Source organism: Acinetobacter sp. ANC 4862 (assembly GCF_004336635.1).
Taxonomy (GTDB): domain Bacteria; phylum Pseudomonadota; class Gammaproteobacteria; order Pseudomonadales; family Moraxellaceae; genus Acinetobacter.
This window is the reverse complement of record NZ_SJXH01000004.1, coordinates 79,313-104,702: the sequence shown is the minus strand read 5'-3', so window position 1 is coordinate 104,702 and position 25,390 is coordinate 79,313. Positions and strand designations below refer to the sequence as shown.

Here is a 25,390-nt window from a genome sequence, read left to right as displayed (position 1 = left end):
TTGTTCGAGCAGGACAGACTGAGCCGATGTAGATCTATGCAGGAAGAGAACATTGATCATTTTTAGATGATAAATTTAAGTCTATCTTTTTATGCCCAACCTATTTTTGTATGTCACGAAGACATCATCTATAAGTTGGGTTGAACAAATTCAATCTAAACTTAGAACCTGTTTATATAAAGCAATGGTCTGATCACACATCTCTTTTAAGCTAAACATCGTGACTGGCTCAACTTCTTGAAGCTGTTCAATATGCTGCTTTATGGCATTTAATAGTGCAGATTGATCATCAACATCAATTAAACCTTGCGGATAAACATTGGATAGAATTTCTGCAACACCGCCACGGTTCCAGCCAATCACGGGTGTACCCACGGATAATGCTTCTAATGCAGTACGACCAAAAGTTTCCGCCTGATTTGAAAGAGAAATAACGATATCACTAAATGCCAACCACTCACGAATATCCGAACGATGACCGACAAAAGTGATTTTTTCGCTTAAACCTTTGCTTTGAATGTTGTCCTGCATTTCTTTTAAGTAAGCTGCTTTTTTCGGGTCAGCTCCACCCACCACTACAGCATGCAGATTTGGATACTGGTTTTGAAGCTGTTCCATTAATTCAATTAAAGTTTCATGACCTTTTAAACGGGTAATACGTCCGGGAAGGCAGACTAAAAACTTGTTTTCCAGTTGAGGGAAATCTTTAAGCGTTTGATTGATCCATTGTGCAGAAGGTTGATAGCCGTGAGGAAACTCTTGAGGCGAAATACCACGATAAATGCGTACGATATTTTCAGGCGGACAGTTTTTATAATGTTCGGTAATGTATTTCACCACACTGTCAGAGACGGCAATGACTTTTTCCGCTTGGGTCATGATGGCACTATAACGATTGGTTGAATAAAAGCCGTGCACAGTTGAAATGAGATGGGGGCGTTGATCTGCCGGTATTCCTTTTAATGCAAAATGAGTCAGCCATGCAGGTACGCGTGAACGAACATGCAGAATGTCGGGTTGGTGCTGTTCAATCAAATCACGCAAAGGGCGTATTTGCCAAAGACTGGATAAAGATTTTTTATGAATGGCTAAAGTGAGGTGTTGTGAACCTTCCGCTTCAAGTTGTGTAACCAGACGTCCACCATTTGAAACCACCAAAGATTCGTGACCGTCAGCAACAAGTGTACGTGCAATTTCCAGTGTGCCACGTTCAACACCACCACTGTTCAATTCAGGAAGAAGCTGCATAATTTTCATGGATGTTATCTTCATTATTTTAAAGGGTGGGATTGATTAATAAATCTCGTCATAGCCTTCAGGGCGAGTTTTAAAGCGACGGTGAAACCACATATATTGAGTGGGTGCGATCCGCAGCTGATTTTCAATGATCTTGTTGACGCGAGTGGCATCATTGACTTCATCTTCGCTCGGTAGATTTTCTACCGGTGCTTCAATTAAGACTTTGTATTGAGGATTGGTAATATCGCCATCACGGTAGAAATATAGCGGAATCGCTACAGCTTTTGACATTTTAATCAAACGACGATGTGCAGTGACCGTTGCAGCAGGCACACCAAAAAAGGGTGCCATTACGCCTTGTTTGAGGCCATAGTCTTGATCGGGACTGTACCAAATCGCACGCCCATTTTTTAAATGACGAATCAAGCCACGCATATCATCATGGTCAATCTGATGGGCATAAATGGTGGCCCGGCAGCGGTAGATCAGCATATCCAGCAGTGGATTATTCTGCGGACGATAAACCACATCGGGCTCAAAATATTGAGCACATAAATAACCACCGGCATCGAGTAATGTTGAATGCGTGCCTAACAGTAAAACCCCTTTGCCCTCAGCTTGTGCTTTTTGGAGATGTTCTAAGCCTTCAATACTGACACGACCTTTAAACCACTGCGGGCAATACCACGCATTTAAAGTTTCAAAAATCCCGATCATTTGGTCGACAAAAACTTGTCGGGCATTGTCCTGAACTTGTTCGGCTGTCCATTCAGGAAAACAGACTTCCAGATTACGTACTGTGGTTTTACGGCGGGATTTCAGTTTGTTGAACGCCAGATTGCCAATAAAGGTGGCTAAACGGTGCTGAATAGCCCACGGTAAAATTGCCAGAATCATTAAAAATATGATTCCAATCCAAATGCCCCAATATTGAGGCAGCAGGAAAGACCATTGAAACTCACCCGGTTTGTAGTCTGGCTTTTTACTCATAATGACCGTTTATACCAAAAATTATCTGCAGTTTAACATGAAGTTATTTTGTAAATAAAAAAGCACCTGCAAAATACTTTACAGGTGCTTTTATAGCGCGGCTAAATTAGTTACCTTGGGTCAGGTTCTCTAATTCATCCCAACGTTCTAATTTTTCAAGCAATAGCTCGTCAATTTCGGCTAAACGTTGTGATGCTTGAGCGGCTGCATCGGCATCTTTAACAAATAAAGAGCCATCTGCAAGCTGCTCATTCAGCTCTGCTTGTTCTTTCTCTAAGGCTTCAATTTCAGCCGGTAACTGTTCTAAAGCACGCTGATCTTTATAGCTCAACTTTACTTTTTTCGGCGCAGCTGCTTCCGCTTTAGCAATGGCTTTTTTCACATCACTTTTCTGATCTACAGCAGTTTGGTCAGGGCGTTGTTCCAGATAGTCCTGATAACCACCGATGTATTCATCAATGTTACCTTTACCATCAAATACCCAAGTCGACGTGACCACATTGTCCATGAATGCACGGTCATGCGAGATCAAAAGTAATGTACCCTTATAACCACCGAGCATTTCTTCCAAGAGCTCAAGGGTCACCATATCCAAGTCATTGGTTGGCTCATCCATAACGATTAGATTGGATGGTTTAAGTAACAGTTTTGCCAACAGAATACGGTTGCGTTCACCACCAGACAATGCTTTTACCGGCGTACGGGCACGTTCAGGTGAGAACAGGAAATCTTGAAGATAACTGTAGATATGACGACGGCCACCGTTGACATCGACAAAGTCCGAACCTTCAGAAACGTTATCTTTAACCGATTTCTCTAAATCAAGTGCATTACGCAGCTGGTCGAAATAAGCCACTTCAAGCTGGGTACCCGTTTTTACTGTACCGCCATGTTCAATCTCACCCAGAATGGCTTTGATCAGTGTTGTTTTACCCACACCATTGTCGCCAACCAAGCCAATGCGGTCGCCACGAAGCACCAAGGCAGAGAAATCTTTGATGATCGGTTCTTGATTGCCAAAAGCAACACTTAAATGTTCAATATCAAAGACGAGCTTACCAGAACGATTGGCTTCTTGCGTTGCCATACTCACTTTGCCCTGTTGCGAGCGACGTGCTTTAGATTCTTCACGTAAATCTTTCAGCGCACGTACACGACCTTCGTTACGGGTACGACGCGCTTTAATTCCTTGGCGAATCCAGACTTCTTCTTCAGCTAAACGTTTATCGAACAACGCATTTTGCTTTTCTTCCGCTTCCATTTGCTGCGCTTTAAGGTCAAGATAACGTGAATAGTTACCTTCATAGCTACGCAAAGTACCGCGATCGAGTTCGACAATACGCGTTGCAATGCTGTCGACAAATGAACGGTCATGCGAAATAAATAATAAGGTTAAATTATTTTGATCGAGCAGGAATTTTTCTAACCATTCAATACTTTCAACATCCAAGTGGTTGGTCGGTTCGTCGAGTAAAAGTACATCGGGTTGAGTGAGTAGGGCGCGTGCTAATAGGACACGACGTTTACGACCACCGGATAAATCGGATAAATCGGCATCCGGATCTAAACCCATTTTGCTTAAAATAGAATTTACTTTGGTTTCCAAAGCCCAGCCATCGACCTGATCGAGTTTGTGCTGCAGGTTACCCATGCGGTCGCAGGCTTCCATATCACCGAGTACACAAGCATCACTGGCTTCGTGATAGGCTTTCAGTACCGCTGCTGCTTCACCTGCGCCATCAGCCACGATATCTGCAACTTTACCGGAATCCATGGGTACATCTTGAGCAAGCATGGAAATGGTGATGCCATTTTGTATAGAAACTTCACCACGATCTGGCAGTAAACTTCCCTCAATGAGTTTAAGTAAAGTAGACTTACCTTCACCGTTACGGCCAATCAAACAAACTCGTTCACCGCGTTCCAAATTGAAGTTCGCGCCGTCGAGCAGGGAAGGTCCGCCAAATGCGAGTTGGACATCCCTTAACGTAATATAGGCCATACTGTTTCCTGAAATCCAAAATGAGGACTTAAAATGACTAAACAAAAAAATCTTAATGATCAGGCGTCATTTTCCGCACCCATAGAAGATTTGCAAGTGCGAATTACATTTTTAGATGATTTAGTTGAACAATTAAATGAACAGGTGTCTCTGCAACATGCCGAAATCGCTGATTTGAAAAAACAAATGCAGTTTTTGTATCAACGCATTGAGTCTTCCGATTTATCCGATGGAATTGCCGCTTTTGATCCAATGACCAATCGACCACCGCATTATTGAGTCAATCTTCACCGGTCTTTTTGCTGAATTGATTTGACCTTTTCATCCCGGCTCGTTCTAATGCGTGCTCAAAGTTTGCTTACTTGTCTATTGAGATTATGTCCAACAAAGTCGTTCTTCTTGATCTTGAAAAGAATATGCCTAACGCACAACTGTTGCGTGAGATTATTCAACACTACGCTGTAATTTACTTATTTAACTGCCAAGGAAAGTTTGAATACTCACTTGAAGATTTAACCGAGTTTTCAGGTTGGGTGAGTAGTGGACAAGTGGTGATCTTAGAAACTGCCGAGGTCGATCACAAAGAATTTGAATATGCGGTGGTGGTTGGGCAACTGATTGCATTGTTAGAACCTGACACGACGATTGAAGTCATTTCTGCCATGCCAAGCAGTGAAATCCTGATTGAGATGATGCAATCCTCAGACATGAACTGTCACTTGATTCAAATTCAGCCAGAAGCACCTTGTTTAAATTCAAAATATAAACTTCCAAGTGTTGAAACCATTAAGCAAAAACCAGAGTTGTTGTTGGTTAAAAAATATTGCGATGCCTTGGGTAAAATGAAGGGCAAACCGAACTCGATTGAGAAACTCAAAAACTCGATCAGTAACATTTTGCAAGTTGAAACTGATCAAGCACAGCAGCTGATTGCTTTACTGATTAATCTAAAAATTGTGAAACGTTATGATGAGCAAATTAACTTCCGTAAAAAGCTATTAAAACAATGGACGCAACTTGATTTAGAGCAAGCAACGCCTTTGGAAACAGCACCCAACATTTCTCCAATTTTTGCTCAACTACAGACAGAATCTTCCTCAGATGAAGAACTGGAACATTCAGATCCCATTCATCATGCGCAAAAAGATTTATTTAAAAACTTCTCTAAAATCGATCCGGTTCAGGTCATTGTTGCGCGTAAATTGCGTGAATTAAAATCGGACAAGCCGAAAGATATTTATGCCTTGAGGGATTTGCTGGAGCAAATGTTCCCGAAATCTGATGTCAGATTGTTGCTTAAGGAGTTGATTGAAAAGGGATATATCTACTGGAATGGCAGTGAAGTGCTGTATAGTCACGAGATGTTCTTGAATTAATTTCATCGCCTGAGGGGAAGCATGAAAAAAATATTATTATTGGATATAGAGAATTTACATAAAACAGAAAATGAATTATTCCAGTTGCTTAAAAGCTATGCGTTTGTGTATCTGGTTTATGCGAAATCACCGATGACCTTGAGTCTTGATGGATTACAGAGTCTTGCAGATTTTATTAGCAAAAAAAAATTAGTACTTATAAAAATGCCGAAAACGGGACCAGATGCAGCAGATTTTGGTTTAGCCTTTTTAGCAGGACAATTATCCATTCAAATGGATAAAATAAATACAGAATTTGATGTCATGTCAAATGATAAAAAATTTGAATATATTGTTGATTTACTAAAAATAATGGGTTTTAAAGCACAGCAAGTTAAGCGTGAAAAAATTTCTAATAGTAATGGGAACAAGTTAGAAATAACGCATCTTGATTTGCAAAAAACTGAATATAAACATCTATTAAATGCACTTCAATTATTACAAAAAAATCAACCTAAGCAATTTAATTCTTTAAATAATGCCTTGAAATCTTGGATGAAAAATAGTGGTGCGAATATAAAACAAACTATTGAATTATTGAAGCAATATCAGTTTATTCAAATTAAAAATCAAAATGTCAGTTATGAGCTTGCTCGTATGACGGAAGTACTATCGGTTCAAGCGAATGAGACAATAAAAACTTTAGTTGTTCAATTACCAACTGTAGAGGAGATTCAGCAAAAACCTCATTTACAAAGAATAAAGCAATATTGTGATTATTTGATCAAAATTCAGAAAGGAAGACCAGCTAAAGTTGAGAGCTTAATTAATTCAATTCAAGCCGTTTTACGGTTGGATCGAGAACAGTTCCTTCAAGATTTTCTAAATATATTAATAAAACAAAAAATCGTATTTCAGGTAAATAATAAAGTGACTTATAACGATTCATTGATTGAAGCTTGGTCAAGTATTGATATTATTTATTTAGCTGAGTCTCAGAACATAATTAATGTACTTGAACAGCCAAATTCAGAAATTGCATCATGATATGAATAAAAACAGATAAATAAGTATATTTATTTAATCCTGTAATTATTAATTTTGATGGTGGTGCTTGCGTTTTATATTCAGCTTATGCAACTCTAATAAAGGAATAGACAAGGTTGTAGTATGGAAAATACCGGTATTTGGGTCATTGGCTTCATCATTCTATTTGTTTTGGGCTCGATTTTGGGTCTTCGCGTCAGTCCGCGAGAAAAAGCATTAGGAATCATGCGTGAGAAAGCACGCAAGATGGCACTGCACCCACGTTTAGTCGCAGCTCCCGATTGGACAAAAATTCCAATGGCTTCTGAAAAGCGTGCCAGTATGGTGGCCTATTACAGCGTACTTATTCCAGATGCACGTCTGCCTTTAATGCGTGCACGTGTGGAAGATCAAAAGCTAAAGCTTGTGCAGGGCGATGATAAGTTTAACGATTTGCCCATTGCATTAAAGGGCATTTATGCTATTGATATGCAGGCAAACTGTGTAGGACTCTATTGGGATGAAGAATCTGACCTTCGAGCAACACAGTTAGATGACATCAAAACCTATTTACAGTCTTTGGCTGAACTTTAATTTATAAACCAAACACACAGGATTAACGGTTAACTATGGCGAACGCTCCTCGGTCTACATCCAAAAGCACCACAGCAAAATCACCGAGTGCTGCGAAAAAGCGTGCCTTAGTGATTGTGGAGTCGCCTGCAAAAGCGAAAACAATCAATAAATACCTCGGCTCAGATTACATTGTGAAATCATCCGTTGGTCATGTCCGTGACTTACCGACAGGTGGTTCTAAAAGTACAGAAAAAAAGCCTGTATCACGTGCCAAACTCACCGATGAGCAAAAAGCTGAAAAAGCACAAACGGCTTTGGTTAATCGTATGGGCGTCGACCCTGAACACGATTGGAAAGCTCACTATGAAGTGCTACCCGGTAAAGAGCATGTCGTTGCTGAACTGAAAAAACTGGCATCGCAAGTCGATGAAATCTACCTCGCAACGGATATGGACCGTGAAGGGGAAGCGATTGCCTGGCATTTAAAAGAAGTGATTGGGGGAGATGATTCACGTTATCAACGTGTAGTCTTTAACGAAATTACCAAAAATGCGATTCAAGAAGCCTTTAAACAGCCAGCACGTTTAGATCTTGATAAGGTTAATGCACAACAAGCACGCCGTTTCTTGGACCGCGTGGTGGGCTTTATGATTTCGCCATTACTGTGGGAAAAAATTGCCCGCGGTTTATCGGCAGGTCGTGTGCAATCGGTTGCAGTAAAATTGGTGGTAGAACGTGAACGTGAGATTCGCGCTTTTATTCCTGAAGAATACTGGCAGGTGTTTGCAGATACCAAATCTAAAAAAGATGACATTCGGTTAGAAGCAGTCAAACAAGGTGGTAAGACCTTAAAACTGCAAAATAAAGCCCAAACGGATGCTTTATTAAAAATTCTGAACGATGCTGAATATAAAGTGACCACGCGTGAAGATAAACCGACCAAGGTTAATCCAAGTGCACCGTATATCACCTCGACCCTGCAACAGGCCGCAAGTACCCGTTTAGGTTTTTCTGTAAAGAAAACCATGACTATGGCACAGCGTCTGTATGAAGCAGGTTTTATTACCTATATGCGTACTGACTCAACATTCTTAAGTGATGATGCAGTCAATATGGTTCGTAATCACATTGAACTTGAGTTTGGTGATAAATATCTTCCAGCCAAGCCAAACCGTTATGGTAACAAAGCCGGTGCGCAAGAAGCCCATGAAGCGATTCGTCCATCCAATGTTGCTTTAAACGGTGATCAGTTAGTCGGTGTCGATCGTGATGCACAGCGCTTGTATGATCTGATTTGGCGTCAGTTTGTCGCGTGTCAAATGACACCGGCAGAATACCTGTCTTCAACCATTTTAGTCGATGCCAATGGCGTGGAACTTAAGGCCAAAGGTCGTACTTTAGTTTTTGACGGTTTCACCAAAGTTCGCGGTGCAAACAAAGCCGATGACGATATTTTGCTACCTGCAGTTAAAGTGGGTGAAGTACTTAATCTTGAGAAACTTGATCCCTCTCAACACTTTACTAAACCGCCTGCACGTTTTACCGAAGCGTCATTGGTTAAAGAATTAGAGAAAAAAGGCATTGGTCGTCCATCCACCTATGCGGCAATTATTTCAACTATTCAGGATCGTGGCTATGTGAAGTTGGATAACCGTCGTCTCTTTGCCGAGAAGATGGGTGAAATCGTGACGGATCGTCTCGATGAAAACTTCAACAACCTGATGAATTACGCTTTTACGGCTGATCTTGAAGGTCAGCTCGATAAAGTGGCGATGGGTGAGCGCAACTGGAAAGAGTTACTGAATAATTTCTACGGTGACTTTAAAAAACGCTTAACGACAGCACAGGGTGAAAACGGCATGCGTCGTAATCAACCTGTTGAAGTTGAAGCGGTACATTGTCCTGAATGCTCACGTCCGATGCAGATTCGTACCGGTACAACGGGTGTATTCTTAGGGTGTTCAGGCTACAACTTGCCGCCAAAAGAGCGTTGCAAAGGTACCTTGAACTTGACTCCGGTTGAGTCGCTTGCGGCATTGTCTGATGATGATGCAGCAGAAACTGCTGATTTGATGTCGAAAAAACGTTGCCCGATCTGTGAAACGGCAATGGACAGTTATGTGATTGATGGTGGTCGTAAATTGCATGTCTGTGGTAATAACCCAGACTGTGCTGGTTTTGAACTTGAAGAAGGTGAGTTCAAAATTAAAGGTTACGATGGTCCAACCATTCCATGTGATAAATGTGATGGTGAAATGCAGCTTAAGACGGGTCGTTTTGGACCTTACTTTGCCTGCACCAGTTGTGACAATACCCGTAAAGTGTTGAAGAGCGGTCAGCCTGCGCCTCCACGTGTCGATCCGATTAAAATGGAACATTTACGTTCAACCAAACATGATGACTTCTTTGTTCTTCGTGATGGTGCAGCCGGTTTATTCCTGGCAGCGAGTAAATTCCCGAAAGTACGTGAAACACGTGCGCCGAAAGTCGCAGAACTACGTTCTGTAGCTGAACAGCTTGATCCGAAATATCAATTTATTTTGAAAGCTCCGGATGTAGACCCAGAAGGTAATCCAACACTGGTGAAATTCAGCCGTAAGAATCAGGCGCAGTATATTGGTTCTGAAAATGCTGAAGGGAAACAAACCAAGTGGAGCCTGGTTTTCCAGGATGGGAAATGGGTTGAAGCCTAATTTTTAAGAAGTGAAAAATGCTGACGAAAGTCGGCATTTTTTATTTGTTGATACTACATGGTTCAGCGGAGTCTTCTCGGTATTCAATTTAATGTTTGGAGCTCATTTGTTACTTTGGTTTCGCCCAAATGAGAAGCCTCAAAATATATTTTGAGTTCGCAAGAAAGGCATTTGTCCTCCGCAAAACTCGTCAGATTCCTTATTTTATCTAAAAAATCTCAGAAACATTATCTATAATAATGCAGTCTGTCTCGGACAGTTGCGGATGAATTTTTGTGTATCCAATTTTTGGATGGATTTTGAAAATGTTATTACTTAATAATGAGAAAAATTAATGTGGAAAAAAATTCGGGTACTGTGTTTACTCATCATTTTATTCATCGTGGCAGTCAATGCCTATCGTGATCAAAACCAGAATTGGTCCAAGCCTATTATTGTCATGCTGCATCCCATTAATGCAGATGGGCAGGCTGCTACCCAAAACTATATTCAGACCCTTAACTTATCTGAATTAAGTGCTGCACAAGAATACTTGAAACATATGTCTACAGAATATCGAGGACAACCGATTTCCATTTATTTTCAAATGGGTCGTGAACTCAAAAAGATACCTCCGAAAGTACCTGAGCATGCAAGCATGCTGGATACCATTTTATGGAGTTTAAAGTTCCGTTTTTATGCCTGGAAACAGCATGAAAGCAAAGATGGCTCACCAAGTGTGACGTTGTTTTTAAATTATTATGATCCTGCACAGACTAAAGAATTAAAGCATTCAACCGCCTTGCAAAAAGGGCGGATTGGTTCGGTCAATTTATTTGCATCAAAAAAACAGTCTGAACAAAACAAAATTGTACTCGTACATGAATTACTTCATGCTTTCGGTGCCACCGATAAATATGACTTGGCGACAGGACAACCCCTGTATCCGGTGGGTTATGCTTATCCCAATCAAAAGCCTTTATTTCCTCAAGCTAAATGTGAGTTAATGGCAGGGCATATTCCTGTGTCAAGCGATAAAAGTAAGATGCCGGGTACTTTGCAACAGACATTAATTAATGAAATTACCGCGATTGAATTGGGTTGGAAAAAATAATTTTGTGGATAACGCTTAATTTATCCACAGTTTAACTTACTGATGTGGATAAAAATGTCGCATATTCATAACAGACATCTGTTTTAAAATATTGAAAAATAAACCTGTTCCTAAACAAAAGACTTGAGAAGAATCATGAAAACAGTAGGAAATGATTTAGTTCGACATCAGCTGCATGAAAATCGAAAGTGGTACTTAGGTCTAGGCATTCTGCTGATCCTATTCGGAGTTGTGTTACTGGCAGCTCTACCTTTTGCTACGCTTTCAGTCGTTTTTCTGTTTGGTGTGCTGATGATGATTGGTGGCGTTCTACACTTCATTGCAGCATTTAAAATCTTTGAGGGGGGCTATCGTTGGTTGTGGGCATTGTTCGGTGTGCTGTATCTGGTAGCTGGATATTATGCTTTTACCACCCCTGTCAAAACTGCAATTGTATTGACTAATCTATTGGCGATTGTATTGATCGTTGCTGGTATCATTCGTGTCTTGAGTGCCTTTGTTTTTAAAGCCTATCAAGGTTGGGGTTGGGTATTATTTTCCGGCATTCTTACCTTGGTGACAGGGATTCTTATTTTGATGTCACCCGATGCGCCGTTCTGGGTGCTGGGTCTATTCCTTGCAGTCGATATTTTGTTTCAGGGCATTAACTATCTCACTTTAGCTTCTTATATCAAACGTGAAGTGCCCAAAAGTTCTGCCGATGTTTAAACTCAATTCGACTAAAGAGCGTTATATGCGCTCTTTTTTATTGTATAAAAGATTTATTCATTTCATTTTTTGAAGAGCATGTCTAAAACTTTTGTCCTCGCTCCAGATTCTTTCAAAGAAAGCATGACTGCTGAACAGGCTTGTCAGGCGATGCAACGTGGCATCCAGAAAGTATTTGCGGATGCACATTTTATTCAGGTGCCCATGGCAGATGGTGGTGAGGGGACAGTCGATGCCTTGGTTTCTTGCTTAAATGGACAGATAGTCGATTGTGAAGTCACAGGACCTTTATCCACTCAAAAAGTAAAAACTTATTTTGGCTTAATTGAAGATGGTCAAACCGCTGTGATTGAAATGGCAAAAGCTAATGGCATTCATTTGCTCGAACCTTCCCAGCGAAATCCCTTACTGACTACCACTTTCGGTACGGGAGAGATGATTAAAGCGGCATTGGATTTAGGCGTCTCTAAAATCATTATGGGTTTGGGCGGAAGTATCACCAATGATGCAGGTGCAGGAATGGCACAGGAATTGGGAACAAAATTTTTAGATGCACACAATACTGAAGTTGCAATAGGTGGTGGGCAACTCGATCAAATTCGAACGATTGATATTTCAGGTTTGGACGCACGTTTAAAGCAAGTTGAAATCATGATTGCCAGTGATGTGAATAATCCTTTGACTGGAATAAACGGGGCATCGCATGTGTTTGGTCCACAAAAAGGTGCAACACCTGAAATGGTGCAACAGCTTGATCAGAACCTTACGCATTTTGCAGAACTGGTTGCTCAACAATTAAATATTGATGTTAAAGATATCGCAGGGGCGGGTGCCGCTGGCGGATTAGGTTTTGGCTTGATGGTATTTGCTGGCGCAAGCATTCGTTCAGGTGTAGAGCTTGTCATTGAACAGACCCAATTGGCAGAAAAAATTGTCCAGGCTGATTATGTATTTACCGGTGAGGGCAAAATTGATTTTCAGACCAAATTTGGTAAAACCCCTTTTGGTGTGGCGCAGGTGGCGAAGCGATTGAATAAGCCTGTGATTGCTTTTGCGGGTGTGGTTGGGGATGGTATTGATGAGCTTTATGCGTTGGGATTTACTCAGATTATTGGCATTAACCCGTCAGGTTGCACTTTAGAAGATGCGATGCAAAATGCGGAAAGGTATTTGGAGGATGCTGTAGTTACAGTGTTAAATAAACTTGAAAAGTGATCATGCTAAATTCTAAAAGTAGAGATACTCATAGCCCCGAAAGGATGTGAATAGATAAATGCTAACGCGAAGGGTTTGGTTACTTTGACAGGGCAAAGTAACCAAACCCTTCGTTATTCAGATGATACGTCCATGCATCACTGAATAACGGCAGCATCCATGCTGCCTGTCACGATGTATATTCCTTCTAGAATTTTCATCGCAAGTTTTCTGTGGATAGCTCTGTTAAACTATTCGTCTACCGAACACGATGAGATACCATGAGTTTAGCCACCCTGATTGATGAATTAAACCCTCAACAAAAGCAAGCCGCAACCACCGAATCTAAGCACAGTTTGGTACTTGCAGGCGCAGGCTGTGGCAAGACCAAAACCATTGTGGCACGTGCAGCTTATCTGATTGATCAAGGTGTACCCGCCAATCAAATCCAGATTCTGACCTTTACCCGACGTTCAGCCAGTGAAATTGTCGCACGTGTGGAACTCGCTTTAGGTGAACAAGCTAAAGGGCTTCGTGCATCGACTTTTCATACCTTCTGTATGTACTTGCTGCGCCGTATTCCCAAAGCTTTTGGCTTGGAACAATTCTCGATTATCGACCGTGATGATCAGTTGATGATGTTCCGCTTGATTCGCGGTAAAGATGACAAGAAAAATCCCAATGCACTGCCAAAACCGAAAGAGTTATGTGATCTCTATTCTTTTGCTCGAAATACTCGGCAAAAATTAAGTCTGGCTCTAGAAAAGCAAATGCCGGAATTTCTGGAATATAAAGACCAGATTGCGGAAATCATGAAAGAGTACGAAGCCCGGAAACAGGCACGTAGCTTTCTGGATTATGACGATATTTTGGCGGTAGTGGCTTCAGCACTGGCGCAATCTGAAGGCTTGGTGGATTACGTTTCATCGATCTGTCAGCACATGCTAGTGGATGAAATGCAGGATACTAATCCTTTGCAATGGGCTTTGCTTGAACCATTAAAAGATAAAACCAGTCTGTTCTGTGTCGGTGATGATGCACAATCCATTTACGGTTTTCGGGGTGCCGACTTTGAAAATATTCACCATTTTAAAGAACGTGTACCCGATGCACAGATTTTTAAACTGGAAAAAAATTACCGTTCTACGCAAGAAATTCTGGACCTATCCAACTGGTTGCTCGATCAAAGTCCGATTCAATATGACAAGCATTTAGAGGCTTATCGTGGCGAGGGCATCAAACCTCGCATGCATATTTTCCTGAATGAGTTTGATGAAGCAAAATGGATTGCCATCGACATTAAAGAGCGTCATTTGCTGCAAGGTTCAGCATGGTATGAACATATGGTGCTGGTACGTTCAAGTTTTGCCGCACGTCATATTGAGGCGGCATTCATTCAGGCTAATGTGCCTTACCGTTTTATTGGTGGCATGAAACTGCTTGAAACCGCGCATGTAAAAGACTTGCTCAGTCTGCTACGTGTGATCGCCAATCCTCTGGATGATATTGCCTGGATGCGTTTCCTGACCCTATGGAATGGTGTAGGTGATGTAGGCGCAAGTAAACTGGCTCAGCAATTATTACTTGAACCTGAGACCGACCGCATTTTTGAAAAGTTAGAAAAATTTGGTCGTATTCCAGACAATACTTTGCTGATCATGAAGCAAATGCTGGTGTTGAAAGATCAAGTACAGGCTTGTGTATCGCTGGGTATCGAAGCTCTAAAAGAACAGCTGGAAGAAAACTATGCCAAGAAGGATTGGTCGAAACGTTTAGGCGATTTTGATTTAGTTAAGCAACTAGCATCTAAACATGATCAACTGAGCGAGTTTTTGGAAGAATATGTGCTCGATCCCGTGTCGATCAGTGAAATTGAGCGTCAGTCGCAGGATGATGTAGTCACACTCATCACCATCCACTCTGCCAAAGGGACAGAACAGAAAGTCTGTTATGTGGCGAATGTCTCGGCGGGACAATATCCGCATGCACGTGCGCAGGGTAATTTCGATGAAGTTGAAGAAGAACGCCGTGTGTTGTATGTGGCATTGACCCGTGCCAAAAATGAATTGATTCTCACCAAGCAGAATCTGAATTTATGGGCGCGTGATCAGGTCGATGATCAGGGGCGCAAGATTGAAAGTTATTTTCTGAATGAATTAACCCGTAATTTGTGTATTAGCGAAACCCATTACAAACAACGCCAGCAAACCGTGAAAAGCGCTTTAATTGAACGACAGTCGATTAATTTAGATTTTGGCATTGATCTCGATTAAACTATCACAATTGCGTTATTTTGTTTTTTATTGCGAAGTTCAAAAAGTCGAGTAGGCGAGTGCTTTTTGATGATTTTGCCTATTTTAAGGTTGTAAGATGAAAATTTTAGTTCGTAGTTTAGAACGTACAGTAACAGAAGCTGAATTATTGAAGTTATTTCAAGATTTTGGCACAGTTGAGTCATGCAAGTTGGTGCTTGATGCGACGACAGGTAAATCGAAAGGTTTTGCTTTTGTTGAAATGCCACATGCTCGTGAGGCGATCAAAGCAATTAAGGGTTTAAATACCCTTCGTTTGCACGGACATGGTATTCGTGTAAAACAGGCTGAAGATAAGCCTGAAGCCGAAAGTAAAACTGAAAACAAATAATTAAAGGAGCGAAAGCTCCTTTTTTTATAGATAAAAATGAAACGGAATGTTCAGGTCCTGTCTATGATTGGCCCCAATGGAATAGATATTTCTCAGGGAATCAAGGTTTGAGAAGTTCAATCGAGAACAAGACCGAAGCTGCTGTAAAACGTAAAATCTATTGAATTGAAATGGATCATGCATAATTTTTATTGTGAATTGATCAAAATTAAGTTTAATCTTAAGTCTGTAACAAACGCCAAAATTTAGGAATATCGCTATGTCTCGTGTTGCTCGCTTCCATGCTGACCGTACCAATCAAAAACTGTATTTTGCACGTCTTTCATGCCAACAAGCTGAGCAAACTGACAATATTCAACAGGCACAGGCACATCGTGAAGCTGCCGTATTTCATTTACATGGTGCAGTCTTGGCATTTCTACAGGAGTTGGTGCGTTACTATCGTTTAAATGACTTTATGCCGACACTCAAGTCGATTGAACACAACATGGCGGAAAAGGGACAAGTATCTCCTGAAGTGACCGTGATGCAGCAATTGTCAAAGCAAGGTTTTATTGCAGAGTTGAAGCGTGCGTATCGCATGTGCCAATATGCACCTGAGCCAAGTGCACCTGAACCAGAACATGAAACATCATCTAACTTAATTATTAAAGTGACGCAGACTTCACAAGCATGGTTGCCGGATACAAAAATTTTACGTGAATGGCATCGTGATTTAACCCAGCTGATTGATGGCTTTCGTAACGAGATGGTTGAGTTTTAATCTTTTTTTCTGCTCTTGAAGTTTTTGTTATCGACCTTATATAAATAGTCTACGTAATGCAAAGTGCAACTGCCTTTGCCACCATGTTGAACATGGAGGAACTATGTCTATAGAACAATTGAAAGAATTATTTGGTAATCAAGAAGCGATTTTAGAATTGGTTCAACTTGAAGGTGGTGAGTTGGCATTGCGAAATGCAGGCTCTCAAAAAGAACCCTTGGTTAAAATTCAGTTTAATGATGAAGTTAAGTCATTACTGGGTGATCAAATGCCTGAGATTGCACAACATATGGTGCAAGCCGCTTTGTTTGCCATGATGGAAAAGCAGGTCAATGAATGGCAGGCAGAGATTGTGGATGATCAACCTAAGTATTTGAGCTGATCTCTCCCAAATAAAAAACGCACTCATGGGTGCGTTTTTTTACGAATCAAATATTTTAGATTTAATACGAATATTTTTAAAAAAGAAATTTTTCAAATATGCGTAGGGGAAGAAAATACTGATCCAACTAGCATAATTCCAATGCCTAGTAATTGGAGCAAAAATGGATTCTTAGCATCATTCCAATTTAGGATTAAGAATATGATAGAAACTGGATAAAGCAATAGACATCCCAGTCCCCATAAAATACTATTCTTGAAAGCAGTAATTAAAAAACCAATTCCCCCAATAATGAAAACTGCTAAACCTAAATAAATTAGCAACATAACTCCCCCTCTGATTTATAAAATAATTAAATGACTATAAGTATTTAAATTTATAGAGTTTAAAAGTTATCTAATTAGACAATTTTTAAACTCTAAATAGTTTTTAATGTGTTGGTTCTTGCTGATGTGCAATCTGGATTTGATGGAGAATATGATTGGTCATATTCTTCGCCATTTCCTCTTTGGCAAAATAGACTTCACCAATACCATCACGACGAATCACTTCAGCTTCTTCCTTGCTTTCTGCACAGACTAAAACCTGAATTTGCGGATTCAGGGTTTTGGCAATATCCACAATTTTGTGAATATCTAAAATATCCATCGGTGATAGCACCAATAAGCGTGCATGTTGAATATGCGCTTGAATTAATACGCTTGGTTCAGTGGCATGACCAGAAACGGCAGCAATTCCTTTTTCACGTAAACTTTCTACAATTTCGCGGTTTTCTTCCGCAATCACCACTTTAATGTCTTGAGCCATTAATGTTTTGGTAATACGACGACCGACTTCACCATGACCGACAATCACCACCTGATCACGCAAATACTCTTGAGATACTTCATCAGGCAGCATGGAAAGAGGGTCACCACTACGTTCCAGTAAACGTGCTAAATGCGAGCGTTCACGAATCCAGTTTTGTACAGGTTCAATAGCAGAGAACACAAATGAATTCAGGGTAATTGAAATCAATGCGCCCGCTAGAATCAGGTTTTGTCCTTCTATGGAAAGTAAATTGAGTGAGAGGCCCAAAGTGGCCAGAATAAAAGAAAACTCGCCAATTTGTGCCAAGCTTGCGCCAACGGTTAACGCAGTATTAATGGGATATCGGAAGAATAAAACCAAAGCCATTGCGGCAATGGTCTTGCCAATCATAATGATGCCAACCACAGCAAGCACGTGGAAAGGTTGCTCAATCAAAATGCGTGGGTCAAACAGCATGCCGACAGATACAAAGAATAAGATTGAGAAAATTTCACGTAAGGGTAACGTTTCTTCTTCTGCACGGTGACTGAAATCAGATTCTTTAACCACCATCCCTGCGAAAAATGCACCAAGTGCCATCGATACGCCAAAGACTTTATAAGCACCAAAAGCAATAGATACAGCAGCAGCAACGACGGTTAAGGTAAATAATTCGCGGGAACCTAAGCGCGCCACAATTTGCATGATAAAGGGGACTAAACGTTTCCCGATAATTAGCATAAAGGCAATAAAACCAGCCACTTTAAGCAGGGTAATTGCTAAGGTCATCCAGATGTTTGCATCGGTACTGGAACCAGCAACAGGTGTGCCACCGAGTAACACTGCTGTGGCAGGAAGTAGAACCAGAACCAAGACCATGACCAAGTCTTCAACTAATAACCAGCCCACGGCAATTTTACCGTTGACCGAGTTGAGTAGACCGCGGTCACCTAATGCTTTGAGTAATACTACAGTACTGGCACAGGACAGGCTTAAGCCAAAAACCAGTGCAGAACCAAAACTCCAGCCCCAGATCATGGAAACGCCTATTCCCAGTAAGGTTGCTACAGCAATTTGTAAAACAGCACCCGGTAAGGCAATTCGACGTACCTGCATCAAATCATTAAGGGAAAAGTGCATCCCGACACCAAACATCAGGAACATGACCCCAAGTTCAGCCAGTTGGTTGGCAAGATGAATATCTCCGACCACACCAGGCGTGTTCGGACTAATAATGATACCGGCAACGAGATAGCCGATAAGAGGGGGGAGGCGTATACGAGCTGCAATATAGCCAAAAATAAGCGCCAGTCCAAAGCCAACGGCTAATAAGATGATGAGATCTACGTCATGAGGCACTAAAAACTCCTTAAGCCTAGTTAAGGGTAAAATACAAAAAGCACAAACGGTGCCAAAAAATTAGCTAAAGTGTATCAACTCGGATAAAAAAAATGCAAAAAAAAACGACCCAGAAGGTCGTTTTTTTAAGAAGGCAAAATTATTTAATTTTAGCTTCTTTGAAAATCACGTGTTGACGGATTTTTGGATCAAATTTTTTGATTTCCATTTTTTCCGGCATAGTACGTTTGTTCTTAGTTGTGGTATAGAAATAACCAGTACCAGCTGAAGAAACTAGACGAATTTTATCACGCATGGTTCGAACTCCTTAGATCTTTTGACCTTGAGCACGTAGGTCAGTAACAACCTTTTCGATACCCAATTTGTCGATAATACGCATACCTTTAGTGGTTAAACGAAGACGTACAAAACGTTTTTCGCTTTCTAACCAGAAACGGTGGTGATGCAGGTTCGGCTCGAACCGGCGTTTGGTTTTGTTATTGGCGTGCGAGACGTTGTTGCCAACGACTGGACGCTTGCCGGTAACTTGGCAAACCTTAGACATGGTGAACTCCATTGCTAGACAGCACCGATTGTGCGGCTAGTCATTAAAAGTAAACGGATGAAATCATTCAAGGGGCGTTTTATATCAAAAATACGCTTAAAAGACAAGCGAATTTAATAAAAACTCGGCATGAACATGTGCAATAGCTCATGCCTTGATCAGTTAGCGAAGAAGGGTCTTCGAAATCAATTTATGAATCGGCTTGTTAAATGGTGGGAGAATGAATTTTAAGCTATAGAGCTTAGGATTCGACATCACCGACCGTTCATGAGACAAACTGAAGAAACCTTCTGGACCATGATATTTCCCCATACCTGAAGCACCGACGCCACCAAATGGTAAATCGTCTTGTGCAACATGGGTGAGTACCGTATTTTGCCCGAAATGCCCTGAATGAGTATGCTGTGCGACATAGTCGGCACGCGCCTGATCAAAGTCGAAATAGTATAAAGCAAGTGGACGCGGACGGCTATTAATAAAGTCAATAACATCGTCAATTTGATCATATTCCATGATTGGCAGGATCGGGCCAAAGATTTCCTCTTTCATAATCTGCATTTCAGTGGTTACACCGGTCAATAAAGTCGGTGCAATTTTTCGAACTGCAGTTAAATCTTCATATTCAGGATTGATTTCGATAATTTTGGCACCCTGATTAAGGGCATCTTCTAAATAACCTTGCAGGCGATTGTACTGTTTGTCATTAATAATCGAGGTGTAATCCTGATTGTATGCAATATTTGGATACATCTCTTCAACACACGCCTTGAACTGCTCGATGAATTCGGCCGTTTTTCCTTTAGGCAGGAACATATAGTCCGGTGCTACGCAAGTTTGACCTGCATTCCACAGTTTACCGGCAGCCAGACGTTGTGCCACATCCTGTAAATCAATCGATGGGTGAACCAGAACCGGGGACTTTCCGCCCAATTCTAAAATCACCGGCACCAGGTTTTCTGAAGCAGCCGCCATCACGGTTTTACCAATTTCGGTAGAACCGGTGAAAATGATTTTATCAAAGGCTAAATGGCTAAATGCATCAGAAACAGGACCGCCACCATTAATGACTGCAACCAATTCGATCGGAAAGGCTTCAGTTAAGGCTTTTTCAAGCGCACGACCAAAATTGCTTGATGCACTGGAAATTTTGATCATGGCATTGTTGCCGGCAGCAATTGCACAAATCAGTGGACCAACCGACAATAATAAAGGATAGTTCCAAGGGGCAATAATTCCAATCACACCTAGCGGTTGATATTGAACCCAGGCTTTTGCCGGTTGATGAATAATTCCGACATGGCGTTTCGAAGGTTTCATCCAATGGGTCAAATGCTTGCTATAATATTTAATCTGCTCAAGACAGGTGAGTAATTCACCGATTTTGGTTTCGCCAATAGAACGGTTACCATAGTCCTGGTTAATTGCTTCGGCAAATTGATCTTGATATTTAACTAAGATACGCTTTAAACGTGCTAAACGATCAATACGTTCCTTTGCACTTGGTAAAGGATGGCGTTGATAGGCATGTTTTTGCTGTTCCAGCACATCATGCAAGTGCGGAATATCGAAAGAATGTGGTGTCATTGAAGTTGTTTTTGTATGACTATTCATGACCTGCTACCATTAAATAAAAGCGATTAATTTAATTTTTAGAGTAAAAGCTCTAAATAGTCAAGTTACTTTATGTGTTAGCTAGCTAACCTATTGAATGAATGGTTACTTTAGGATGTCTCACTCCAAAACGGTGAAAACCAAAGATCGTATTTTACAGCTCAGCTTACAATTGTTTAATGAGCGCGGTGAGCGTTCAGTTACAACAAATCATATTGCAGCTGAACTGAGTATGAGTCCGGGTAATTTGTATTACCATTTTCGTAATAAAAACGAAATTATCAAAGACTTGATGGAGCAGTATCAGAAAGAAACTTTGGAAATGCTTGCATTGCCAGATGATCGCTTGCTTGATGCCAATGATAAGATTCGTTATTTTCAAGTCCTGAGCAGCCAGCTCTGGGCTTATCGCTTCTTGCATCGTGATGTTTATCATTTGGTTGAAAATAATGATGATTTTCGAAAAATGTATCCACGTTTTGCCGGTCAGGTGATGCAACAGGGGCAGAAAATTTATAAAGCCTTTGTGAATGCAGGCTTGATGCAAATGACGGACTCGGAAATTGAGGCCCTGATTATTAACTTGTGGATTGTTTTGACCAACTGGACCAACTTCTTATATATGTCGGGTCATATTACCGACTCAAATACTTTAGAAGAAAAATGGGTCTGGCAGGCATTACGTCAAATGGTGTTCCTGGAAGGGGCGTATTTGCGTGGTGAAAGTCGTCAAACTTATGAACATTTGCTTGAAACGCTGGGTCCTTCAGAGCTTTTTGAGAGCCTGTCTTCAAGTAAAAATCCCGATGCAACATAGCCTATTTAGAAAGCCTTAAAAAAGCGTTAGAATGCTCGGCTTGTTTTTCAATTTAACTGATTAGTGATATAAACCAACATGAATATGACCACTGCTAACACAGCACGTTTACTGATTACTTGCGAGGATAAACCAGGAATCGTGCAAGCTGTATCGAGCTTTTTGTATCATCAAGGAGCAAATATTACCGCACTTGATCAATACGCAACTGAAGCTCAGGGCGGGCGTTACTTCATGCGTGTTGAGTTTGAACTGGATAACTTGCAAAGCCGTAAAGAAAATTTGACGCAAACTTTTGCGAGCAATGTTGCAGAGCGCTATAACATGAATTGGCGTTTGGCTTTGGTCAGCGATGTCAAAAAAGTCGGCATTTTAGTCTCTAAAGTCGATCATGCCTTGCTTGAGTTGTTATGGCGTCATGCACGTGGTGGTTTACCGTGTGAAATCACGACTGTGGTGTCCAACCATGAAGATTTACGCGAGTCAGTTGAAAACTTCGGCATTCCTTTTGTTGTGGTTCCAGTCAATAAAGAAAATAAACGTGAAGCCTATGCCAAAATTGATGAAATCATGCAAGGCAACGATTTGTTAGTTCTTGCACGTTATATGCAAATTCTGGATGAAGAATTTGTCAAAAAATGGGAAATGAAAGTCATCAACATTCACCATTCATTCTTGCCTGCCTTTGTCGGTGCTAACCCTTATAAGCAAGCATATGAAAAAGGTGTGAAACTGATTGGTGCAACAGCGCATTATGTGACAGCTGATCTCGATCAGGGACCAATCATTGAGCAAGATGTAGAACGGGTAAATCACGATTTTACGGTTGATCAACTGCGTGAACTTGGACAAGACGTCGAACGAAATGTGCTGGCACGTGCGGTAAAATGGCATCTTGAAGATCGTATTATTGTCGATGGCAATAAAACCGTAGTCTTCCAATAAAACAACATTGACTAATTTTTAAAGAAAGGCATACTTAAAGTATGCCTTTCTTGTTTTATTGATTAAAAAAACTCATCAAAACTTACGATTTAATAGTTGCAAATGAAAACACTTCTCATTTATTATTGCGGTGCTTTAATTGTACTAACCGATGAGCTTGATTGCTTAAATCTGTATTGATCTACAATCGCTTTAATTAGGTAACTGATTTTAATGAGTCAATCTCCCGCTCTAAATATGCAAACTCCCAATCCGATGAAAAAGAAAATTATCACAGCGCTTATCGCCGTTGTGGTCGGTCACATGGGCGTGTTGTGGGCGGTGGGGCAAATGAAAACCCCGGAACTCAAACCCGTTGAAAAAGAACCTTTAAAAGTTCGCTTTGTTAAAATTCAAGAACCACCAAAACCTTTACCACCTAAGCCGAAAGCTGAACCGAAAAAAGAGCAGCCCAAGCCTAAGGAAGTGAAAGAAGTTAAAATTGTAGAAAAACAACTTCCACCACCGCCGAAAAAGGTAGAGAAGGTTCAACAAGTTAAAAAAGCAGAAACACCAAAACCAGTGGTGAAGCCGGTTGAAGCGCCACCTAAACCAACTGTCACTACAACGATTTCTGAAACTAAAGTAGTTAAACCTGTACAGGTCGCTAAACCTGCGCCAGTTGCGCCACCTGCACCTGTTGCTCCACCAGCGCCAGCTGCACCACCATCGCCAAAAAGTGTATCGATTGGTGGCTCGGGCGTGCAATGGAGTCGTTCGCCAAAACCTTCATATAACAATAGCGATTTAGAAGGTCAAACGCGTATTGTGGTGGTGCATATTGAAGCGAATGAAAAAGGGGTGGTTACCTCGGCGCGTATTTCGCGTTCGAGTGGTATAGCTGCTTTAGATAACAAGATTTTACGCTCAGTGCGTAGTTCCAAATTCAAACCGTACAAAGAAAATGGCGTTGCTTATCCAATTAGTGCTGACCAACCATTTGAATTGACATTGAATCCACACGGCTAACATTTTTTAGGAGTTCGAGTATGAACTTTTCAGTTTATTGGCAACACGCCGATGCAGTGAGTAAAACACTGTATTTCGTGTTATTGGCAATGTCGATTACGACATGGACGATCTTCGTTTTACGTTTAATGGGGACTCGCCAACTGAAGCAACAAGCTTATGCTCAACTTTCTCAAGCGTTAAGCAAGTTAAAGGCAAAATTTGCCCCTTTAAATTTTGAACAGCGTAAGGCAGTGGCAGAACAGGCTTTATTGCGTCAAATTTCTGCTGAAAAATCGAGTGCTGAAAAAGGCGTTGCGGTTCTAGGTACTATTGCTTCACTTGCACCATTTGTGGGTTTGTTCGGTACAGTATGGGGTATTTTTCATGCCTTGGTTGCAGTCGGTAAAAGCGGTCAAGCCGGTTTGGCACAAGTTGCGACCCCGGTAGGTGAAGCCTTGATCATGACCGGTTTAGGTTTGGCTGTGGCGATTCCAGCAGTACTGGCGTATAACATTTGTACCCGTGTAAACCGTGGTTTATCGCATGAGTTACAAGATCAGGCGCACAGTCTGTTAATTGATACCATGTTGCAACAAGATAGTTCGGCTCAAGTAGCGACTAAAGCAACAGCAAATAATTTGGTTGGAGGTCAAGCTTAATGGGCTTTCAATTGGGCGAAGACAACGATGTAGGTATGAATGAGATGAATCTCATTCCACTGATCGATATTATGTTGGTATTGATGATCATCTTTTTGGTGACAGCAACCGTTGCTAACCCATCAATTCCATTAACTTTACCAAAAACCACGGCAGATATTATTGATTTGCCGCCTAAAAATGTGACCATCAGTATTAATGCGGGTGGAGAAGTGGCCTGGAATGGTGATGTAGTCACGCTTGACGAGTTACAGAAAAAATTTAACGAAGCAGGTCAGGAAGAGCGTCAGCCGACCATTGTTTTGAAAGCAGATAAAGAATCACGTTATGACGCTGTTGCACAAGTGATGTCTCGTGCGAGCGAAGCCGGGCTCAGCGATATTGCTTTTGCGACTGATAACTAATCAAAAATATAAAAAAAGCGACCGAGAGAGTCGCTTTTTTTATGTCTAAAGTTTGCTGAAAAGTGTGATTATTCGGATTTAAGCAAATCCTGAAACTTACTGCGTAATTTCATTAATTTCGGTGGAATGGCAAAGTTACAGTAGCCTTGGGATGGATTCCGGGCAAAGAAATTCTGGTGATATTCTTCGGCAGGGTAGAACTTGGGTGCAGGACTCAGTTCGGTCACAATATTCAGACCTTCTGCTTTTAGAGCATCAATCGTTTGTTGTGCCTGCTGTTGCTGTTCATCATTCAGGTAATAAATCACAGAACGATATTGAGTACCGACGTCATTGCCTTGACGGTTTAAGGTCGTTGGGTCATGGGTGGTAAAAAGCACATCCAAAAGCTGAGCAAAGCTAATTTGGGTTTCATCATAATCAATCAAAATCACTTCTGCGTGGTTGGTGTCCCCACGGCAAATATTGTCATAACTTGGATTGTCAGTATGACCGCCAGCATAACCACTAACCACTTTTTCTACGCCTTTCAGCTGTAGAAATATGGCTTCAACACACCAAAAACATCCACCACCAAATAATGCCTGTTGCATGGTTTTATCCTATAT

The 25,390-nt window shown here is 41.1% G+C and carries 25 protein-coding genes; 17 read left to right on the top strand and 8 right to left on the bottom strand.

Features of this window, described 5'->3' with window-relative positions; all coding sequences use genetic code 11:
• Positions 1–150: 150 nt before the first annotated feature.
• The 3 genes from E0409_RS03235 to E0409_RS03225 form a co-directional block, all read right to left on the bottom strand.
• The gene (locus E0409_RS03235; RefSeq protein WP_131287526.1) at positions 151–1,257 is read right to left on the bottom strand and encodes a glycosyltransferase family 4 protein; all 1,107 of its coding nucleotides are present in this window, start codon (positions 1,255–1,257) and stop codon (positions 151–153) included.
• Positions 1,258–1,293: 36 nt separating this feature from the next.
• A complete protein-coding gene (gene lpxL, locus E0409_RS03230) occupies positions 1,294–2,229 on the bottom strand; it encodes an LpxL/LpxP family Kdo(2)-lipid IV(A) lauroyl/palmitoleoyl acyltransferase (protein WP_131287523.1) in 936 nt (311 codons plus the stop codon).
• Positions 2,230–2,335: 106 nt separating this feature from the next.
• The gene (locus E0409_RS03225) at positions 2,336–4,231 is read right to left on the bottom strand and encodes an ATP-binding cassette domain-containing protein (protein WP_131287520.1); all 1,896 of its coding nucleotides are present in this window, start codon (positions 4,229–4,231) and stop codon (positions 2,336–2,338) included.
• Between the two features lie 33 nt (positions 4,232–4,264).
• Here E0409_RS03225 and E0409_RS03220 point away from each other — a divergent pair, with 33 nt between their 5' ends.
• The 12 genes from E0409_RS03220 (at position 4,265) to E0409_RS03165 (ending at position 16,664) form a co-directional block, all read left to right on the top strand.
• Entirely contained in the window at positions 4,265–4,510 is a 246-nt protein-coding gene (locus E0409_RS03220) for a SlyX family protein (protein WP_067722094.1), read from the top strand.
• Between the two features lie 98 nt (positions 4,511–4,608).
• Positions 4,609–5,607, top strand: coding sequence for a hypothetical protein (locus E0409_RS03215; RefSeq protein ID WP_131287517.1), 999 nt, complete (start codon positions 4,609–4,611; stop codon positions 5,605–5,607).
• A gap of 21 nt (positions 5,608–5,628) precedes the next feature.
• Positions 5,629–6,633, top strand: coding sequence for a PIN domain-containing protein (locus tag E0409_RS03210; protein WP_131287514.1), 1,005 nt, complete (start codon positions 5,629–5,631; stop codon positions 6,631–6,633).
• Between the two features lie 123 nt (positions 6,634–6,756).
• Positions 6,757–7,206, top strand: a complete 450-nt coding sequence (locus E0409_RS03205) for an ammonium transporter (protein WP_131287512.1) — start codon at positions 6,757–6,759, stop codon at positions 7,204–7,206.
• A 35-nt stretch (positions 7,207–7,241) separates the two neighbouring features.
• On the top strand, positions 7,242–9,881 hold the full coding sequence (gene topA / locus E0409_RS03200; RefSeq protein WP_131287510.1) for a type I DNA topoisomerase: 2,640 nt from the start codon (positions 7,242–7,244) through the stop codon (positions 9,879–9,881).
• Between the two features lie 334 nt (positions 9,882–10,215).
• The gene (locus tag E0409_RS03195) at positions 10,216–10,974 is read left to right on the top strand and encodes a hypothetical protein (RefSeq protein WP_131287508.1); all 759 of its coding nucleotides are present in this window, start codon (positions 10,216–10,218) and stop codon (positions 10,972–10,974) included.
• A gap of 135 nt (positions 10,975–11,109) precedes the next feature.
• Positions 11,110–11,682: an HdeD family acid-resistance protein gene (locus tag E0409_RS03190; protein ID WP_131287506.1), complete on the top strand. Its 573-nt coding sequence runs from the start codon at positions 11,110–11,112 to the stop codon at positions 11,680–11,682.
• Between the two features lie 78 nt (positions 11,683–11,760).
• On the top strand, positions 11,761–12,897 hold the full coding sequence (locus tag E0409_RS03185; RefSeq protein ID WP_131287504.1) for a glycerate kinase family protein: 1,137 nt from the start codon (positions 11,761–11,763) through the stop codon (positions 12,895–12,897).
• Positions 12,898–13,157: 260 nt separating this feature from the next.
• Positions 13,158–15,149: an ATP-dependent helicase gene (locus tag E0409_RS03180; RefSeq protein ID WP_131287502.1), complete on the top strand. Its 1,992-nt coding sequence runs from the start codon at positions 13,158–13,160 to the stop codon at positions 15,147–15,149.
• Between the two features lie 97 nt (positions 15,150–15,246).
• Complete coding sequence (locus E0409_RS03175; RefSeq protein WP_131287500.1) at positions 15,247–15,519, top strand: RNA recognition motif domain-containing protein; 273 nt, start codon at positions 15,247–15,249, stop codon at positions 15,517–15,519.
• A 259-nt stretch (positions 15,520–15,778) separates the two neighbouring features.
• Positions 15,779–16,282: a DUF6586 family protein gene (locus tag E0409_RS03170; RefSeq protein ID WP_131287498.1), complete on the top strand. Its 504-nt coding sequence runs from the start codon at positions 15,779–15,781 to the stop codon at positions 16,280–16,282.
• A 103-nt stretch (positions 16,283–16,385) separates the two neighbouring features.
• Complete coding sequence (locus E0409_RS03165; RefSeq protein WP_067722074.1) at positions 16,386–16,664, top strand: hypothetical protein; 279 nt, start codon at positions 16,386–16,388, stop codon at positions 16,662–16,664.
• Between the two features lie 429 nt (positions 16,665–17,093).
• On the opposite strand, the gene E0409_RS03155 is transcribed toward E0409_RS03165, so the two are convergent.
• The 4 genes from E0409_RS03155 to E0409_RS03140 form a co-directional block, all read right to left on the bottom strand.
• A complete protein-coding gene (locus E0409_RS03155) occupies positions 17,094–18,812 on the bottom strand; it encodes a cation:proton antiporter (RefSeq protein ID WP_131287494.1) in 1,719 nt (572 codons plus the stop codon).
• A 139-nt stretch (positions 18,813–18,951) separates the two neighbouring features.
• On the bottom strand, positions 18,952–19,107 hold the full coding sequence (gene rpmG / locus E0409_RS03150) for a 50S ribosomal protein L33 (RefSeq protein ID WP_001205031.1): 156 nt from the start codon (positions 19,105–19,107) through the stop codon (positions 18,952–18,954).
• 12 nt (positions 19,108–19,119) lie between these two features.
• Positions 19,120–19,356 (bottom strand): 50S ribosomal protein L28, encoded by a 237-nt coding sequence (gene rpmB / locus E0409_RS03145; RefSeq protein WP_010325866.1) that lies wholly within the window; start codon positions 19,354–19,356, stop codon positions 19,120–19,122.
• A 162-nt stretch (positions 19,357–19,518) separates the two neighbouring features.
• Positions 19,519–20,967, bottom strand: coding sequence for a coniferyl aldehyde dehydrogenase (locus E0409_RS03140; protein WP_131287492.1), 1,449 nt, complete (start codon positions 20,965–20,967; stop codon positions 19,519–19,521).
• Between the two features lie 115 nt (positions 20,968–21,082).
• On the opposite strand from E0409_RS03140, the gene E0409_RS03135 reads away from it, so the two are divergent.
• From E0409_RS03135 to E0409_RS03115, 5 genes are all read left to right on the top strand, one after another.
• Positions 21,083–21,784, top strand: coding sequence for a TetR/AcrR family transcriptional regulator (locus tag E0409_RS03135; RefSeq protein WP_131287490.1), 702 nt, complete (start codon positions 21,083–21,085; stop codon positions 21,782–21,784).
• 78 nt (positions 21,785–21,862) lie between these two features.
• The gene (gene purU / locus E0409_RS03130; RefSeq protein ID WP_131287488.1) at positions 21,863–22,729 is read left to right on the top strand and encodes a formyltetrahydrofolate deformylase; all 867 of its coding nucleotides are present in this window, start codon (positions 21,863–21,865) and stop codon (positions 22,727–22,729) included.
• A 213-nt stretch (positions 22,730–22,942) separates the two neighbouring features.
• On the top strand, positions 22,943–23,737 hold the full coding sequence (locus E0409_RS03125) for an energy transducer TonB (RefSeq protein ID WP_131287486.1): 795 nt from the start codon (positions 22,943–22,945) through the stop codon (positions 23,735–23,737).
• 20 nt (positions 23,738–23,757) lie between these two features.
• Positions 23,758–24,378, top strand: coding sequence for a MotA/TolQ/ExbB proton channel family protein (locus E0409_RS03120; RefSeq protein ID WP_131287484.1), 621 nt, complete (start codon positions 23,758–23,760; stop codon positions 24,376–24,378).
• Entirely contained in the window at positions 24,378–24,782 is a 405-nt protein-coding gene (locus E0409_RS03115; protein WP_131287482.1) for an ExbD/TolR family protein, read from the top strand. The genes E0409_RS03120 and E0409_RS03115 overlap by 1 nt, the downstream gene beginning before the upstream one ends.
• Positions 24,783–24,850: 68 nt before the next feature.
• Here the strand turns inward: E0409_RS03115 and msrA are convergent, their stop codons facing one another.
• Positions 24,851–25,375, bottom strand: a complete 525-nt coding sequence (msrA, locus tag E0409_RS03110) for a peptide-methionine (S)-S-oxide reductase MsrA (RefSeq protein WP_131287480.1) — start codon at positions 25,373–25,375, stop codon at positions 24,851–24,853.
• Positions 25,376–25,390: the final 15 nt, after the last annotated feature.

Coding starts and splice junctions, on each gene's coding strand:
- E0409_RS03235 (WP_131287526.1), bottom strand. CDS start 1,257: ATGAAAATTATGCAGCTTCTTCCTGAATTGAACAGTGGTGGTGTTGAA.
- lpxL (WP_131287523.1), bottom strand. CDS start 2,229: ATGAGTAAAAAGCCAGACTACAAACCGGGTGAGTTTCAATGGTCTTTC.
- E0409_RS03225 (WP_131287520.1), bottom strand. CDS start 4,231: ATGGCCTATATTACGTTAAGGGATGTCCAACTCGCATTTGGCGGACCT.
- E0409_RS03220 (WP_067722094.1), top strand. CDS start 4,265: ATGACTAAACAAAAAAATCTTAATGATCAGGCGTCATTTTCCGCACCC.
- E0409_RS03215 (WP_131287517.1), top strand. CDS start 4,609: ATGTCCAACAAAGTCGTTCTTCTTGATCTTGAAAAGAATATGCCTAAC.
- E0409_RS03210 (WP_131287514.1), top strand. CDS start 5,629: ATGAAAAAAATATTATTATTGGATATAGAGAATTTACATAAAACAGAA.
- E0409_RS03205 (WP_131287512.1), top strand. CDS start 6,757: ATGGAAAATACCGGTATTTGGGTCATTGGCTTCATCATTCTATTTGTT.
- topA (WP_131287510.1), top strand. CDS start 7,242: ATGGCGAACGCTCCTCGGTCTACATCCAAAAGCACCACAGCAAAATCA.
- E0409_RS03195 (WP_131287508.1), top strand. CDS start 10,216: ATGTGGAAAAAAATTCGGGTACTGTGTTTACTCATCATTTTATTCATC.
- E0409_RS03190 (WP_131287506.1), top strand. CDS start 11,110: ATGAAAACAGTAGGAAATGATTTAGTTCGACATCAGCTGCATGAAAAT.
- E0409_RS03185 (WP_131287504.1), top strand. CDS start 11,761: ATGTCTAAAACTTTTGTCCTCGCTCCAGATTCTTTCAAAGAAAGCATG.
- E0409_RS03180 (WP_131287502.1), top strand. CDS start 13,158: ATGAGTTTAGCCACCCTGATTGATGAATTAAACCCTCAACAAAAGCAA.
- E0409_RS03175 (WP_131287500.1), top strand. CDS start 15,247: ATGAAAATTTTAGTTCGTAGTTTAGAACGTACAGTAACAGAAGCTGAA.
- E0409_RS03170 (WP_131287498.1), top strand. CDS start 15,779: ATGTCTCGTGTTGCTCGCTTCCATGCTGACCGTACCAATCAAAAACTG.
- E0409_RS03165 (WP_067722074.1), top strand. CDS start 16,386: ATGTCTATAGAACAATTGAAAGAATTATTTGGTAATCAAGAAGCGATT.
- rpmG (WP_001205031.1), bottom strand. CDS start 19,107: ATGCGTGATAAAATTCGTCTAGTTTCTTCAGCTGGTACTGGTTATTTC.
- rpmB (WP_010325866.1), bottom strand. CDS start 19,356: ATGTCTAAGGTTTGCCAAGTTACCGGCAAGCGTCCAGTCGTTGGCAAC.
- E0409_RS03140 (WP_131287492.1), bottom strand. CDS start 20,967: ATGAATAGTCATACAAAAACAACTTCAATGACACCACATTCTTTCGAT.
- E0409_RS03135 (WP_131287490.1), top strand. CDS start 21,083: ATGTCTCACTCCAAAACGGTGAAAACCAAAGATCGTATTTTACAGCTC.
- purU (WP_131287488.1), top strand. CDS start 21,863: ATGAATATGACCACTGCTAACACAGCACGTTTACTGATTACTTGCGAG.
- E0409_RS03125 (WP_131287486.1), top strand. CDS start 22,943: ATGAGTCAATCTCCCGCTCTAAATATGCAAACTCCCAATCCGATGAAA.
- E0409_RS03120 (WP_131287484.1), top strand. CDS start 23,758: ATGAACTTTTCAGTTTATTGGCAACACGCCGATGCAGTGAGTAAAACA.
- E0409_RS03115 (WP_131287482.1), top strand. CDS start 24,378: ATGGGCTTTCAATTGGGCGAAGACAACGATGTAGGTATGAATGAGATG.
- msrA (WP_131287480.1), bottom strand. CDS start 25,375: ATGCAACAGGCATTATTTGGTGGTGGATGTTTTTGGTGTGTTGAAGCC.